Source organism: Algibacter sp. R77976 (assembly GCF_044594645.1).
Lineage (GTDB): Bacteria > Bacteroidota > Bacteroidia > Flavobacteriales > Flavobacteriaceae > Algibacter_B.
In genome coordinates, this window is sequence record NZ_CP138989.1 from 394,021 (window position 1) to 409,348 (window position 15,328).

Below are 15,328 nucleotides of genomic sequence, written 5' to 3' on the forward strand. Positions count from 1 at the left end.
TATGCAAGTATTAGTTTTAAACTCAGGAAGTTCATCTTTAAAATTTCAATTAATTTCAATGCCCAAAAAAACAATCCTATGTTCAGGATTAATTGAGCGTATTGGATTAGATGATGCCATATTCAAATTCAAAACCGACAAAGATAGTATTGAAGTTGTTCAAGCTATCCCAAACCATAAAGTTGGTTTAGAGTTACTATCAAAACAATTATTAAATAAAGAAACTGGAATTATAAAATCTACTGATGCCATTGATATTGTTGGGCATAGAGTAGTTCATGGAGGTCAACATTTTACAGCAACTACCGAAATTACTCCTGCTGTAAAAAACAAAATTAGAGAACTGTCAAGTTTAGCCCCGTTACATAACCCAGCAAATTTAGAAGGGATTGAGGTTGCTGAAGCTATATTTCCAAATGCAAAACAAGTAGCGGTGTTTGATACAGCTTTTCATCAGTCTATACCGGAGCATGCTTACAAATATGCAATTCCAAATGAGTTTTTAGATAAACATAATATTCGTTTATATGGTTTTCATGGCACAAGTCATAAATTCGTATCAGAAAAAGCTATTGAATATTTAGATAAAAAACAATCAAATATCATTACCATTCATTTAGGAAATGGATGTAGTATGACCGCTGTAAAAGACGGAAAAAGTATTGATCATTCTTTAGGATTTTCTCCAGTAAACGGACTCATTATGGGTACTCGATCTGGTGATATAGACCCAGCCATAATATTCTATTTAGCTGAAAGATTTGACTATACCGTAGCTGAAATAAACACGATGCTTCAAAAGAAAAGTGGTATGTTAGGATTAACAGGTTATAGTGATTTAAGAGATATTCAAGCTGAAGCTGAAAAAGGGAATAAAGACTGCCAACTTGCATTACAAATGAATGCATACCGAATTAAAAAATATCTAGGAAGTTATGCTGCCATTTTAAATGGACTTGACGCTATAGTTTTTACTGCAGGAATAGGTGAAAACTCTCCTGAAATGAGACGACGCGTTTGTGAAGACATGGACTTTTTAGGAATAACTTTGGATGCCGAAAAAAATCAAGTAAGACCAGATAAATTAACCGTAATAAGTACAGATGCATCAAAAGTAAAAGTACTGGTTATACCAACAAATGAAGAGCTAGAAATAGCAAAACAATCAGTAGGGTTATTCAAAAATTAAACGCCCTCTATAAACTTCTTCAATATCAATAATTGGAGGTGTGTTCACTAAAATCACATCTCCAATTCCTGATATTTTACCTGTAATTTCTTGTTGTGGGTTTACAATCATATCATTTGAACCCCTATTAGATATTGTAACTTTTTGAGCAATTAAATCACGTCCTTCAAATCTGGATGTTCCTGCTGCAAATGTAACACTCAAATTATCGGTTTCTCCTGAAACATAACAAACCGATAGATTATTAAACACCACATTAAAAGTATTATTATCTATTTGCAATCTAAAGTCACCAACATTAAAGCTTCCAGGCATACCAAAATCTTCAGACAAAATAGTTAAACTTGGGTAGGTTAAAATACCATCAGAACTAATATCATATTGCGTAGAACTCCTAATTTCAGTAATACTTGGCGCTGTAACATATACTTTAGTAACACCATAGTCTCTAACATAATTACAGGTATTATTATCGGTTAAAACCAAAACACCATCAACTACTTCTGCAATAACATCGTTCATTAGGTTTTCGCCAGTTTCAACTATAACACTTTGGGTTGCTCCTTCTTTAATAATTAAGGCGACATCGCGATTTACTAAAATTTTATCAAAACTAGAAAGTGTTACTTCTTGTTCTATAAGGCTTCCTGTTTTCTGGAAACAATTACCTGCATCTTCGCTATCGCAAGCAAAACCCAATAACACCGTCAATATGTAAATTAATTTTTTCATAATCGAACACCAATTCCAAATTCAACCCCTTCAGCTTTCGCACCATGAGATTTTAACGACAACGTACCAAACCATTTTTTAGCAAAATAGCGTTTTAAACCTAGTCTCGTATAAACGCGCCCTTCAAAATCGAAAGGATAATACACATAATAACCTAACTGCGTAATTAGTGATGTTTTGTTTATAAACAATTCATGCCCAGCAAAAACACCAACACGCTTATGGTCTTCGTTTCCAGTAAGTCCATCTTCAGGAAAAGCAACACTTCTATAGTAAATAAACTCTTTTAAAAAATTAGAAAAGAATACATCTGTACCTAATTGTAACGCACTAGATTTATTAATGCGCTTATCTGCATAGGCCGATACCACATACATGGCATATTGTCCACTTCCAAAAATATCGCTTTCGTTAATTCCGCCTCTTAGTGCTAAATTATATTTAATAGGCTCAGAAAAAGCTTGATCTTCTTTTCTATCTAACGTGTGTTGATACTCTAAATTCTTTTCCTCTAAATTATACGTTAAACCTACATTAAAGGTTATAGAATTTGTACCGTTATTAGGCGATTTTACATTCGCATTCGAGTAATGGATTAACGAAAACCCACTCTGCAAACCAAACCTATCAAAAATTCGCTCCTTTTTATAATTTAGCATCACATACGTGCTACTACCAAACTTAGAACCAAACGCTACATTCTTAAAATTGGTTTCTCTATCATAGGGATTTGTGTTATGCGACATACCTTGCCCAATTCGAAACATGACATTCCTGTTAAAAAAGTAAAAATTATAATGTGCATAAAGCGCATAATTATTTCCTAAAACAGGATTCTTCATGTCTTGATATGTAAACGAAACCCCATAATCTGGATAATTAAAACGCTGCTCCCAATCTTGAAAACCGTAGGTTTTTTTATTCCAACTTAAAATAACACCTTCGGGATGTCCTGTAATTAAATGAAGAATTTCGTTGTTATGAAGCGCAATGTTTCCATAAAAATAATTCACATCCACATACGATGTGTTTGTTTTATCTTGACCAAAAACAAAAAGACTAATAAAACTTATAACACAACTAACAAATAATTTCATATCCAGGAACTAGTACTGCACTTATTAAAATAACGCCTCAGCAATAGCCTTAACATTATCACTTTTACCCATAGAATAATAATGCAAAACAGGAACACCAGCTGCACGCAACTCTTTAGATTGCTGGATTGCAAACTCGACACCAACCTGCCTTACCGCTTTATTATCCTTACAACCCTCAACCGCATCAATTAAATCTTGAGGTAAATCGATTTTAAAAACCTGAGGTAAAATTTGTAAATGACGCTTTACCGCAATAGGCTTTATACCTGGAATAATAGGTACGTTAATACCCATATCTCTTGCCGCGTCAACAAACTCAAAATACTTGTTATTATCAAAAAACATTTGTGTCACCACATAATCTGCACCAGCATCAACTTTCTCTTTTAAGCGCCTTAAATCTGTAACTAAAGATGGTGCCTCCATGTGCTTTTCTGGGTAACCCGCAACACCTATACAAAAATCAGAATTATGCTCTACCACAACATCATCATGCAAATACTGACCCCTATTAAGCGTAGCAATTTGCGCTACCAATTCACTAGCATATGCATTTCCGCCTTTAACAGGCTTAAAATAAGGCTCATCCTTCATAGAATCACCACGAAGTGCCATAACATTATCTAAACCTAAATAGTGGCAATCTACCAACACATATTCGGTTTCTTCTTTTGTAAAACCACCACACAATAAATGCGGAATAGCATCTACTTTATACTTATGCATAATAGACGCACAAATCCCAACGGTTCCAGGTCGCATTCTCGTAATACGCTTATCTAAAAGGCCATTTCCTTTATCAATATAGACATACTCTTCTCTTGAAGTTGTTACATCAATAAACGGCGGCTTAAATTCCATTAAAGGATCTATATTATTATATAAATCCTGTATGTTTTTACCTTTTTTAGGTGGTATCACCTCAAACGAAAACAATGTTTTTCCGTTAGCGTTCTTAATATGGTCTGTTACCTTCATAAATTATTTTTGTCATTCCGTCAAAGCGAAAATCTTATCAATTTTAGTTTCATTTTTTTAGCGTTACCACAAGGGTCGGGCTTTATGTTACAAGTCTTCGCACCTCCTACGTCGGGCTGTGGGCTATCCCAACATTTTTTTTACATCTTCAAAATTCTCTTCATACTCCCAATATATCCATCTACCATCAACATAATCTGTTAAAATATATTTCTCACTAACAGATTTTATTCTAGAAACAGGAACTATTTTTTTCGAAAATGTTTCAGAATACACATGCTGTAAAGCCTCTTTGTTTTTATTATCATATCCGTGAGATATAATATAACTACCCAATGTTAATTCTATAAATTTCATATCTATTCTTGAGCCAAAATTGGGTGCAACCATTTCCTAGCTTTCTCTTTTGTAATTCCTTTTCGTTCTGAATAATCCGTTACTTGGTCATCAGTAATTTTACCCAAACCAAAATATTTAGCCTCGGCGTTACCAAAATAATATCCAGAAACTGCAGCAGCTGGCCACATCGCCAAACTTTCGGTTAACCTAACACCAATAAGTTTTTCAACCTCTAACAACTCCCAAATCGTCTCCTTTTCTAAATGATCTGGACATGCCGGATACCCTGGCGCTGGACGAATACCTTTATAGTTTTCTTTAATTAAATCGTTGTTAGTTAAATCTTCATTTGCAGCATAACCCCAATGTTTGGTTCTTACTTGCTTATGTAAATATTCGGCAAACGCTTCAGCAAAACGATCGGCAATAGCCTGTACCATTATGGCGTTATAATCATCCTCTTTATCTCTATAACTATCGGCTAATTCTTGCGCTCCAAAAATACCCACACAAAACGCTCCCATATAATCTGTTTTACCCGATTCTTTTGGTGCAACAAAATCAGATAACGCATGATTAGGAACGCCTTCACGCTTTTTTAATTGCTGACGCAACGTTCTAAAAACAAAGGCATCTTGTCCTTTTTTATTAACCGAAATATCATCTTCGTTTATAGTATTTGCTTCAAACAAACCAAAAACAGCTTTAGGTTTTAAAGATTGTTTCGCTATAATATCTTTTATTAATTCTTGAGCCTCTTTATACATTATGGTTGCTTGTTCTCCAACAACCTTATCGGTTAAAATATCTGGAAACTTACCATGTAAATCCCAACTTCTAAAAAACGGACTCCAATCTATAAATGGTTCTAATTCTTTTAAACTTAATTGCTTTAAAATCTGAACACCTAATTCTTTAGGTTTTACAATTTCAGATGTTTCCCAATCAATTTTATATTTTCTATTACGCGCTTCTTCAATGGATATATATGATTTTTCTTTTCCGCGTTTTAAAAACTTAGTTCGGAACTCATCATAATTCTTTTTCATTTCAGCAACATACGCGTGCGATGTTTTCTTATTTAACAAATCGCCCACAACCGTTACTGCTCTGGAGGCATCATTTACATGAACAACCGCATTTTTATATTGTGTATCAATTTTAACAGCCGTATGTGCTTTTGAGGTAGTTGCTCCACCAATAAGTAATGGTAACTCAAAATTTTGACGTTGCATTTCTTTAGCTAAATACACCATTTCATCTAACGATGGTGTGATTAAACCAGAAAGCCCAATAGCATCTACACGTTCTTTAATAGCAGCTTCTATAATTTTTTCTGGTGGTACCATAACTCCTAAATCAACAATCTCATAATTGTTACAAGCTAATACCACACTCACAATATTTTTACCAATATCATGTACATCTCCTTTAACGGTTGCCATTAATATTTTTCCAACAGGCTCTTGTTTATCACCTTTTTCAGCTTCTATAAACGGATTTAAATAACCTACTGCTTTTTTCATGACACGAGCAGATTTCACTACTTGAGGTAAAAACATTTTACCTGCACCAAACAAGTCCCCAACCACATTCATACCAATCATTAAATTGCCTTCAATAACTTCAATTGGTTTATCTGCTGCTAATCGAGCTTCTTCGATATCCTCAATAATAAAAGCATCGAGTCCCTTTACTAAAGCATGCGTAATTCTATCTTGTAATGGGTTTTCACGCCATGATAAATCTAATCCCTTTTCTACTTTCGAACCTTTTACAGTCTCAGCAAAATCTAATAAACGCTCCGTTGCATCCTCTCTTCTATCTAAAATAACATCTTCAATATGCTCTAATAAATCCTTTGGAATATCATCATAAACCTCTAATAACGCTGGATTTACAATACCCATATTCATACCTGCCTGAATCGCATAATATAAAAATACCGAATGCATTGCTTCGCGAACACCGTTATTTCCTCTAAACGAAAACGATACGTTACTAACACCACCACTTACCGAAACATTTTCTAAATTTTGGCGCACCCAACGAGTGGCTTCAATAAAATCGATAGCATTTCTGCGGTGTTCTTCCATTCCTGTTGCTACAGGAAATATATTTAAATCGAATATGATATCTTCTGACGGGAAACCAACTTTATTTACTAATACATCATACGATCGTTGTGCAATTTCTATACGTCTTTCGTAATTATCGGCTTGCCCAACCTCATCAAAAGCCATTACTATTACCGCTGCTCCATAACGTTTTATCTGCTTAGCTTCGTAGATAAATTTCTCTTCACCTTCTTTAAGCGAAATAGAATTTACAACACATTTACCTTGCACCACTTGAAGTCCAGCCTCAATAATTTCCCATTTTGAACTATCAATCATAATGGGCACACGACAAATATCTGGCTCTGCAGCTATCAAGTTTAAAAACCGAATCATGGCTTCTTTACCATCAATTAATCCGTCATCAAAATTAATATCGATAATTTGCGCACCGCCATCTACTTGATGACGCGCAATATCTAAGGCCTCATCAAATTTCTCTTCTTTTATTAACCGAAGAAATTTTCGAGAACCCGCAACATTAGTACGTTCTCCAACATTTATAAAATTGCTGTTTTCATTTAAAACCAAAGGTTCTAAACCAGACAATTTCATATATTTCGTTTGTTTTATTTTCATTACTTATAATGTTCTACTGTTGGAAATGGTTCATAAAAATGATGTAACAACGCTTTCCATTCTTGATATTCTGCTGACTTACGAAATCCGATTTCATGATCTTCAAGCGTTTCCCAGTTTACTAATAATATATATTTATCGTCTTCTTCAAGACACTTTTTCATTTGATGTGAAACGTAACCATTCATTGAAGAAATAATACACTCTGCCTTTTTGAAATTAATTTCAAATTCTGTAGAACGTCCTTTCTTTATGTTTAATGTGGCTACTTCTAGAATCATAGTCCTTTGTTTAATTAGACCGTTCGACTGCGCTCAGAGTAACAAACTCACGCGGTTTATATTTCGCTGCAATATTTGCAATTACCTTAATATGTTCTGGCGATGTTCCGCAACAACCACCAATAATATTTATTAAATTCTTTTTTAAATACTCTTCAATTTGCTCGCCCATTTCTTCTGGAGTTTCATCGTATTCTCCAAAAGCATTTGGTAAACCTGCATTAGGATGTGCAGAAACTGCAAAATCTGTTTTATTAGCAATGGCTTCTAAATGAGGCTGCAATAAATTAGCACCTAAAGCACAATTAAACCCAACAGATAACAATGAAATGTGCGACACAGAAATCAAAAATGCTTCGGCCGTTTGACCAGATAAGGTTCTTCCAGAAGCATCGGTAATAGTTCCGCTTAACATGGTTGGTATTTCAATGCCACGTTCATCTTTTACTTCCTCAATAGCAAATAATGCTGCTTTTGCATTAAGTGTATCGAAAACAGTTTCTACTAGTAACAAATCTACACCGCCATCAACTAATGCTTCAACTTGTTGTTTGTAAGCTATTCGTAATTCATCAAAAGTTACAGCTCTAAATCCAGGGTCGTTAACATCTGGAGACATACTTGCTGTTCGGTTTGTTGGCCCGATAGAACCCGCTACGAAACGTGGTTTATGTGGTTCTTTAGCAGTAAACTCATCTGCAACCTCTCTTGCTATTTTAGCAGACTCGTAATTTAGCTCATATACCAAATCTTCCATTTGGTAATCTGCCATGGCTATTGTTGTTCCAGAAAACGTGTTGGTTTCAACAATATCTGCTCCAACCTCAAAATATTTTCCATGAATGGTTTTTATAGCTTCAGGTTGTGTAATAGACAACAAGTCGTTGTTACCCTGTAATGGTGTTGGGTAATCTTTAAAGCGCTCGCCTCTAAAATCTTCTTCCGTGAATTTATAAGCTTGAAGCATGGTGCCCATAGCGCCATCTAAAACCAAAATTCGTTCTTTTAATGCTTGTTGTATACTTGACATTTGATATTTATTATCTGCATGTCATCAAGAAAAGTTATGGAAATACCTTTCGTTATCTTTCCAACACTTTCATATTAGTAGAATTTAGCACCTTCTTTAAAAGCTAAAGGGTTGCCAAGGTTTCAACGGGTCTAATCCCTCTACCTTTCTTGATAACACTAGTACGTTAATGAACTCGCACACAAAAGTACTAACTATATTTTTGTTTTCCTTATACTGCACAGTCTTTTTTATAACTTGTGATTTTAATTTTTGTTCCTTGGTGTTTCTTTTTAAAATGAAATTCAGCTTAATCTTGATAAAAAAAGTCTTAATTTTATTTATTCATTTTGTCTTGATACAAAACGAACCAAAAAATCAAAACGATTTATAGGAAATTGCTAAGCACCATTCGCCAATAAATAAATATTTAAATTTCTAAACGAAGTACTTAACTTCCATCCTAAATTTTAGCTTCCAACTAGCTTTTCAGCTCATTATTTCTAAAATCGTTGATTCCGACCCTGTCGGAACTCCAAGTTAAATTAAAGTTTTTCGGTTTTAAAATTATTAAGATTTAAGCTATTCAAACAAAGTAGAAGATAAATACCTATCACCTCTATCGCAAATAATTGCTACAATAATACCTTCTTCTATTTGTTCTGCAATAGTTAAAGCACAAAACACAGAACCACCACTACTCATTCCTGCAAATATGCCTTCTTCTTTAGCTAAATTAATAGTTGTTTGTTTAGCATCTTCTGCGGTAACATCTACCACAATATCCACTTTTTTAGGATCGAAAAATTTAGGCACATATTCTGGCGACCATTTTCTAATCCCTGGAATTCTCGCTCCGTCTGCGGGTTGCGCGCCAACAATCGTTATATCTTTATTTTTTTCTTTTAAATATGTTGATGTTCCTGTTATAGTACCTGTAGTTCCCATAGCAGACACAAAGTGAGTTATCTTCCCATTTGTAGCTTCCCAAATTTCTGGGCCTGTAGTTTTATAATGGGCTTTCCAATTATCAGGGTTTTCAAACTGATTTAACAACGTATACCCTTTTTCGTCTCTAAGTTTAAAAGCTAAATCTCTTGAACCTTCAATACCAATATCTGAAGATGTTAAAATAACCTCCGCACCATAAGCTCGCATAGTTTTAACACGTTCTTCAGTAGAATTCTCAGGCATAATTAACACCATATTTAATCCTAATAATTTTGAAATAAATGCTAAAGCAATTCCAGTATTCCCACTAGTTGCTTCAACCAAAGTACCACCTTTTTTAATGTCGCCACGTTTCAAAGCTTCATTAATCATATTAAAAGCAGGTCTATCTTTAACACTTCCACCAGGGTTATTACCTTCTAATTTCAAGAACAATCTCACACCCTTTTTTGAAATAAGATGTGTTGCCTCTACTAACGGCGTATTGCCTATTTGACCAATAATACTATTCTTGAATTCCATTCTTTTTAGGTCTAATTTTTATTTCTGTTTGATAGGTAACTAACGAATTTTCTGGAACCGATTGGGTAATCCAAACGTTCGCACCAATAATACTATTTGCACCTATTGTGATATCGCCACCCAAAACTGTAGCGTTAGCATAAATGCATACATTATCCTCAATTGTTGGGTGACGTTTTGTAGACGCCAAACTTTTAGAAACTGAAATACCTCCTAAAGTCACCCCTTGATAAATTTTAACATGCTTACCAATTATTGATGTTTCACCAATTACAATTCCTGTACCATGATCTATATAAAACGACTCCCCTATAGTTGCCCCCGGATGAATATCTACACCCGTAATACCATGAATATATTCACTCATCATTCTTGGCAAAATATATACGCCTAATTTATAAAGCGCATGACTCAACCTATAAATTGAAATGGCATAAAAACCCGGATACGCTAAATAAATCTCAGCCAAACTATGTGATGCTGGGTCATTATTTTCAAAAGCAATAGCGTCTAAATCTAGTTTTTGTCTTATTTCTGGGAGTTGGATTTTAAAAGTTGCCCAAATATCCTTACCGTTTTCAATGCCTAATTTGGAAACAATTTCAACAAATGTTTTCTCTAAATAGTTACCATGAGCTTCTTCTTGCTCACAATCAAACAAGGAGTAAAATAATCTTTTAGTAAACTTTTTTGCGGTATCCTTAAGACAAACGTTATAACTTTTCATTTGTATTATATGCTTTAATAATGCTTTTAATTTAAGTTAATAAAAGTAAAACTTAAACTTGTAAATCTCTCTTATTTTAAAAACTAAATCCTGCAAAGGGTCTAAAACCTTGCAGGATTGTCTATTTTATTATGTTTTTGGGCGTTACCACACCCTTCGTCTCCGCTCAGGGCAGGCGGTCGGGCTTTACGTTGCAAGTCCTCGCACCTCCTTCGTCGGGCTGTGGGCTTTCCTCTACAATCCCTAACGCGGGGCAAATCTGCCAATAATAGTATTAACTAATAGCTTTCACTACTGCTTTTGGAGCTTCTTTTCTAGAGCCATCAAATCCATCTACACCAGAAACTGTAGTATACTTTAAAACATTTTTCTTCCCTGGATGTATAATTTTATATGCCGCTTGACACATGATAGTTGCCTCGTGAAAACCACAAAGTATTAGTTTTAATTTTCCAGGGTAGTAATTCCCATCACCAATAGCAAATACACCTGGAATATTAGTTTGATAATCTAACGCATTATTAACCTTTACTGCATTTTTTTCAATCTCTAACCCCCAATTCGCAATAGGCCCTAATTTAGGCGACAACCCAAATAAAGGTATAAAGTGATCGGTTTCTAAAGTAAAAGGTTCTTCATCTTTTTTAGTAATTTCTATAGCCTCAACTTTACCATCTCCTAAAATATTAGTGACTTCAGCAGGTGTAATAAGGTTTATTTTTCCAGCATCTTTTAGCTCTTGAACTTTTTCAACAGAATCTAAATGCCCTCTAAATTCGTTACGTCTATGAATAAGTGTCACACTTTCTGCAACATCTGCTAAAAAAATACTCCAATCTAATGCAGAATCTCCACCACCAGCAATGATCACTTTTTTATCGCGATACACTTCAGGCTCTTTAATCATATACTCCACACCTTTATCTTCATATTTCGAAAGACTTTCAAGTTGTGGTTTTCTAGGCTCAAAACTACCTAACCCACTAGCAATAGCAACAACTGGCGCTTGGTGCTTTGTCCCTTTATTTGTAGTTACTATAAACGTACCATCTTCCTGTTTTTCTACAGTATCTGCACGTTCACCTAAAGTAAAACCAGGCTCAAATTGTTTTGCTTGTTCCAATAAATTTTTTGTTAAATCTCCCGCTAAAATTTCAGGAAATCCTGGAATATCATAAATTGGTTTTTTAGGATATAATTCTGAACATTGTCCACCAGGTTGTGGTAAAGCATCAATTAAATGACATTTAAGTTTTAACAATCCAGCTTCAAATACTGTGAATAATCCAGTTGGCCCCGCGCCTATAATAAGTATGTCTGTTTTAATCATTACTAAGATTCTTTTTTTTCAATTAATCCTTTTGTGAATTCATTTAGCGTTTCCACTTTTTCTTCGAAATCACCTTTTATTGTTTTTCTATATTCGTTTAAATTCTTGACCAAATCGTCTACATTTTCTGGAATAACATCCTCAAAAAACTGGCGCAAACGTTTTGCTGTAGTTGGCGATTTTCCGTTGGTACTAATCGCTACTTTTACATTTCCTTTTGTTACAATACCTCCCATATAAAAATCACAATATGGTGGGTTATCAGCAACATTTACTAATTTGGCTTCAGCTCTACAATCTTTCCAGACCTGAACATTTACTTCAGGTACATCTGTCGTTGCAACAACCATATGCTTGCCAATTAAATACTTTTTTTTATAAACATCTTCAATCAAGGTTACACAACCTTTTTTTGCTAACTCAATAGTAGCCTCTCTAAACATGGGAGACACCATAGTAACATGAGCATCTGGACTAGACTTTAATAAAAATGTTAATTTCTCTTCTGCTACGTTACCTCCACCAACAATAAGTACGTTTAGGCTTTTAGCTTTTAAAAAAATAGGATATAAATTATTTCTTTCCATTATTTAGTCCTTCTCAACTTCTTTACGAATTGAATCTAACACCACACGATCCTTAACAACATCACCAATAATTATAATTGCTGGTGCTGCGAGTTGTTTTTCTTTTACAACTTGTTGAATATTACGTATCGTTCCAATACCCACATTCTGATTATCACGAGTACCATTTTGGATAATGGCTACAGGCACGTTTCTTTTATTCTCAGCATAAAACACCTTAACAATATCAGCTAATTTATGCATGCCCATTAAAATAACAATAGTTGCGGTTGATTTTGCTGCTAAAGTAACATCACTAGATAACGCATGGTCTTTTGTTGTAGCTGTTACTACCCAAAAACTCTCAGACGAATCTCTTTTTGTTAATGGAATTCCTAGATAGGCCGGCACAGCCAAAGCTGATGAAATACCTGGAACCATAAAAGTTTCTACACCAAATTCTCTAACATAATCAATCTCTTCTGCACCACGACCAAAAACAAATGGGTCGCCGCCTTTTAACCTTACTACATGCCCTTTTTCTTTGGCCTTAGTAACTATTAGCTCGTTAATTTGCTCTTGCTGAAAAGCATAACACCCTTTTCGCTTCCCTACAAAAATAAGCTCAGCACCTTTTGAAGCATATTTAAGTAACGATTCGTTTATAAGTGCATCATGCAAAATAACATTTGCCGATTCAATAGCCTTAATTGCTTTAAGCGTAATTAAATCTTCGTCTCCTGGACCTGCACCTACAACGGTTAATTTTGGGGTGTTTATATTCATGTATTATTATAAAATTACGCTTCTTGTTGTGCTGCTCTAAATGCTCTTACGGCAGCTAAAAACTTATCTGAATTAGAAATATAACTCAATGCAAACTCCTTTGATGGTGCGTTTTTGTTGATTTCGTAAATTAACTCTGCAAACGACGTTCCTAAATCAATCTGTCCACTTTCTACAAATATATCATCAAATTGTGAAATAATTCCAGCGTGTGTATTTGTCTTTTTATTCTCTGCTAACAATAACGCTTTCGCAGAATTAACTAAAGATTGGTAAGCATAATAAATCGCGCTAGAATACACTTCGTTTTCAAAAGCTTCTTTTGCATTATCAATTTTCTCCTCACTTTCTAAAAACAAAGTTGCAATTAAATCTATTACTACACCAGCACATTCTCCAATTCCTATTTCTTTTACATATTTCTCATCTTCACCCCAATCAATAAAATCTTCTTGAGTTAAATTGGAAACATCTTGCAAATCATTCAAAAAATCGTAAAAATACTTCTCACCTTTTTCTTTATAATAGGCAACAAATTGCTTTCCATTTGCATTTGCTTCAAAATCATTTAAAATTCTTCTTAATGCTTCAGGACCTCTTTTACTAGGTACTTTTACTACTTTATCTGCAAATGCAGCATTTCCATCTCCTAAATTACCACCACCTAATAAAACTTGTAATGCTGGCGCTACTAATTTTTCTGGAGTACGAACTGTCATACCTTGGAAACCAATATTTGCCATATTGTGTTGCCCACAAGCATTCATACATCCACTAATTTTTATAACTAAATCTTCGTTCTTTAAATATTGAGGATATTCTGCTTTAAGCATACGCTCTAATTCCACAGAAATACCCGTACTGCTTGCAATTCCTAAGTTACATGTATCAGTTCCTGGGCAAGCTGTGATATCAATCGCTTTGTTATAACCTGCTTCTACAAAACCTAATTTCGCTAATTCTGTGTAGAATAACGGCACTAAATCTTCTTTAACAAAAGGAATAACGATGTTTTGACGTAATGTTAAACGTACTTCACCTGCACCATATTTATCAACTAAATTAGCTAATAAACGGGCTTTATCAGTATAAAAATCACCTAATAACACTTTAATTCCAATGGCAACAAATCCTACTTGTTTTTGAGGAATTAAGTTTGTTGATTTCCATAATTCGAATGCCTCTTGATCCTTAATTTCAACTTGTGGTACATCAACCGAAACTGGTTTAGAAGCTACATAAGCATCAGCATCAATAGCTACACTTTTAAATTCGATCGCTTTTTGTTCTTCAGCAATTAATTCTTTAAAAGCTTCTAACCCTATATCTTTCACTAAGAACTTCATTCTCGCCTTAGCTCTACTTTTTCGCTCACCATAACGATCAAAAACTCTTAAAACACCTTCCATGATTGGGATGATTTTATCAGTTTCAATAAAGTCGTACAATACATCTGCATGACGCGGTTGTGAACCTAAACCACCAGCTACCATCACTTTAAATCCACGAACTCCATCTTTTTCTTTAGCAATATATCCTATATCGTGTAGGTATGATAATCCTGTATCTTCATCTGTTGAAGAGAAAGATACTTTAAATTTACGTCCCATTTCTTGACAAATTGGGTTACGTAAAAAGAATTTATAAAGTGCGTCTGCATAAGGAGACACATCAAAAGGTTCATCTATATCGATACCTGCAGTTTCAGAAGCAGTTACATTTCTAACTACATTTCCACAAGCTTCACGAACTGTAACTTCATCCTTTTCTAACTCAGCCCAAAGCTCTGGAGTTCTATTTAAATCTACATAGTGAATTTGAATATCTTGACGTGTTGTTATGTGTAAACGACCTCGAGAATACTCATCTGATACAGCAGCGATTCTACGTAGTTGATTACTTTTTAACTTTCCGTAAGGCACTTTAATTCGTATCATTTGAACGCCTTCTTGACGCTGACCGTAAACACCACGAGCCAAACGAAGGCTTCTAAATTTTTCTTCGTCTATTTTTCCGTTATGAAAAAGCTCAATTTTTTTGGCTAATTCTATAATATCCTTTTGTACTATAGGATTTTCTATTTCTGTTTCAAAACTTTGCATAATAAAAGCCCCTCCTAACC

Annotated in this window: 14 protein-coding genes and 1 riboswitch; of the genes, 1 reads left to right on the top strand and 13 read right to left on the bottom strand. The window is 34.4% G+C overall.

What is annotated here, in order from left to right; all coding sequences use genetic code 11:
- Position 1 precedes the first annotated feature (1 nt).
- Positions 2 to 1,189 carry an acetate/propionate family kinase gene (locus SJY43_RS01815; protein WP_396602143.1) on the top strand — a complete coding sequence of 396 codons (1,188 nt, stop codon included), beginning with the start codon at positions 2 to 4 and terminating at the stop codon, positions 1,187 to 1,189.
- On the opposite strand, the gene SJY43_RS01820 is transcribed toward SJY43_RS01815, so the two are convergent.
- The 13 genes from SJY43_RS01820 to SJY43_RS01880 all read right to left on the bottom strand — a co-directional run bounded on the left by SJY43_RS01820 (position 1,175) and on the right by SJY43_RS01880 (position 15,308).
- Positions 1,175 to 1,921, bottom strand: coding sequence for a head GIN domain-containing protein (locus SJY43_RS01820; RefSeq protein WP_396602144.1), 747 nt, complete (start codon positions 1,919 to 1,921; stop codon positions 1,175 to 1,177). The genes SJY43_RS01815 and SJY43_RS01820 overlap by 15 nt on opposite strands.
- The gene (locus tag SJY43_RS01825; protein ID WP_396602145.1) at positions 1,918 to 3,018 is read right to left on the bottom strand and encodes an acyloxyacyl hydrolase; all 1,101 of its coding nucleotides are present in this window, start codon (positions 3,016 to 3,018) and stop codon (positions 1,918 to 1,920) included. Before SJY43_RS01825 ends, SJY43_RS01820 begins: the two co-directional genes overlap by 4 nt.
- A 24-nt stretch (positions 3,019 to 3,042) precedes the next feature.
- Positions 3,043 to 3,999, bottom strand: coding sequence for a methylenetetrahydrofolate reductase [NAD(P)H] (gene metF, locus SJY43_RS01830; protein WP_396602146.1), 957 nt, complete (start codon positions 3,997 to 3,999; stop codon positions 3,043 to 3,045).
- A gap of 123 nt (positions 4,000 to 4,122) precedes the next feature.
- Complete coding sequence (locus tag SJY43_RS01835) at positions 4,123 to 4,356, bottom strand: hypothetical protein (RefSeq protein ID WP_396602147.1); 234 nt, start codon at positions 4,354 to 4,356, stop codon at positions 4,123 to 4,125.
- 2 nt (positions 4,357 to 4,358) lie between these two features.
- The gene (gene metH, locus SJY43_RS01840) at positions 4,359 to 7,034 is read right to left on the bottom strand and encodes a methionine synthase (RefSeq protein WP_396602148.1); all 2,676 of its coding nucleotides are present in this window, start codon (positions 7,032 to 7,034) and stop codon (positions 4,359 to 4,361) included.
- On the bottom strand, positions 7,034 to 7,315 hold the full coding sequence (locus SJY43_RS01845; protein WP_396602149.1) for an antibiotic biosynthesis monooxygenase family protein: 282 nt from the start codon (positions 7,313 to 7,315) through the stop codon (positions 7,034 to 7,036). The genes metH and SJY43_RS01845 overlap by 1 nt, the downstream gene beginning before the upstream one ends.
- Before the next feature lie 10 nt (positions 7,316 to 7,325).
- A complete protein-coding gene (locus tag SJY43_RS01850) occupies positions 7,326 to 8,345 on the bottom strand; it encodes a homocysteine S-methyltransferase family protein (protein ID WP_396602150.1) in 1,020 nt (339 codons plus the stop codon).
- A 49-nt stretch (positions 8,346 to 8,394) separates the two neighbouring features.
- Positions 8,395 to 8,504: riboswitch (SAM riboswitch) on the bottom strand.
- A gap of 402 nt (positions 8,505 to 8,906) precedes the next feature.
- Entirely contained in the window at positions 8,907 to 9,797 is an 891-nt protein-coding gene (gene cysM, locus SJY43_RS01855) for a cysteine synthase CysM (protein WP_396602151.1), read from the bottom strand.
- Positions 9,781 to 10,524: a serine O-acetyltransferase EpsC gene (gene epsC / locus SJY43_RS01860; protein ID WP_396602152.1), complete on the bottom strand. Its 744-nt coding sequence runs from the start codon at positions 10,522 to 10,524 to the stop codon at positions 9,781 to 9,783. Before epsC ends, cysM begins: the two co-directional genes overlap by 17 nt.
- Before the next feature lie 274 nt (positions 10,525 to 10,798).
- On the bottom strand, positions 10,799 to 11,854 hold the full coding sequence (locus SJY43_RS01865) for an NAD(P)/FAD-dependent oxidoreductase (protein WP_396602153.1): 1,056 nt from the start codon (positions 11,852 to 11,854) through the stop codon (positions 10,799 to 10,801).
- A gap of 2 nt (positions 11,855 to 11,856) precedes the next feature.
- Complete coding sequence (locus SJY43_RS01870) at positions 11,857 to 12,441, bottom strand: bifunctional precorrin-2 dehydrogenase/sirohydrochlorin ferrochelatase (protein WP_396602154.1); 585 nt, start codon at positions 12,439 to 12,441, stop codon at positions 11,857 to 11,859.
- A gap of 3 nt (positions 12,442 to 12,444) precedes the next feature.
- On the bottom strand, positions 12,445 to 13,206 hold the full coding sequence (gene cobA, locus SJY43_RS01875) for a uroporphyrinogen-III C-methyltransferase (RefSeq protein WP_396602155.1): 762 nt from the start codon (positions 13,204 to 13,206) through the stop codon (positions 12,445 to 12,447).
- Positions 13,207 to 13,220: 14 nt separating this feature from the next.
- On the bottom strand, positions 13,221 to 15,308 hold the full coding sequence (locus SJY43_RS01880) for a HEPN domain-containing protein (protein ID WP_396602156.1): 2,088 nt from the start codon (positions 15,306 to 15,308) through the stop codon (positions 13,221 to 13,223).
- Positions 15,309 to 15,328: the final 20 nt, after the last annotated feature.

What these genes read in the sequence shown, in the direction of transcription:
- SJY43_RS01820 (WP_396602144.1), bottom strand. Translation starts at nt 1,921, where the DNA reads ATGAAAAAATTAATTTACATATTGACGGTGTTATTGGGTTTTGCTTGC.
- SJY43_RS01870 (WP_396602154.1), bottom strand. Translation starts at nt 12,441, where the DNA reads ATGGAAAGAAATAATTTATATCCTATTTTTTTAAAAGCTAAAAGCCTA.
- SJY43_RS01825 (WP_396602145.1), bottom strand. Translation starts at nt 3,018, where the DNA reads ATGAAATTATTTGTTAGTTGTGTTATAAGTTTTATTAGTCTTTTTGTT.
- cysM (WP_396602151.1), bottom strand. Translation starts at nt 9,797, where the DNA reads ATGGAATTCAAGAATAGTATTATTGGTCAAATAGGCAATACGCCGTTA.
- SJY43_RS01880 (WP_396602156.1), bottom strand. Translation starts at nt 15,308, where the DNA reads ATGCAAAGTTTTGAAACAGAAATAGAAAATCCTATAGTACAAAAGGAT.
- metH (WP_396602148.1), bottom strand. Translation starts at nt 7,034, where the DNA reads ATGAAAATAAAACAAACGAAATATATGAAATTGTCTGGTTTAGAACCT.
- cobA (WP_396602155.1), bottom strand. Translation starts at nt 13,206, where the DNA reads ATGAATATAAACACCCCAAAATTAACCGTTGTAGGTGCAGGTCCAGGA.
- epsC (WP_396602152.1), bottom strand. Translation starts at nt 10,524, where the DNA reads ATGAAAAGTTATAACGTTTGTCTTAAGGATACCGCAAAAAAGTTTACT.
- SJY43_RS01835 (WP_396602147.1), bottom strand. Translation starts at nt 4,356, where the DNA reads ATGAAATTTATAGAATTAACATTGGGTAGTTATATTATATCTCACGGA.
- SJY43_RS01845 (WP_396602149.1), bottom strand. Translation starts at nt 7,315, where the DNA reads ATGATTCTAGAAGTAGCCACATTAAACATAAAGAAAGGACGTTCTACA.
- metF (WP_396602146.1), bottom strand. Translation starts at nt 3,999, where the DNA reads ATGAAGGTAACAGACCATATTAAGAACGCTAACGGAAAAACATTGTTT.
- SJY43_RS01815 (WP_396602143.1), top strand. Translation starts at nt 2, where the DNA reads ATGCAAGTATTAGTTTTAAACTCAGGAAGTTCATCTTTAAAATTTCAA.
- SJY43_RS01865 (WP_396602153.1), bottom strand. Translation starts at nt 11,854, where the DNA reads ATGATTAAAACAGACATACTTATTATAGGCGCGGGGCCAACTGGATTA.
- SJY43_RS01850 (WP_396602150.1), bottom strand. Translation starts at nt 8,345, where the DNA reads ATGTCAAGTATACAACAAGCATTAAAAGAACGAATTTTGGTTTTAGAT.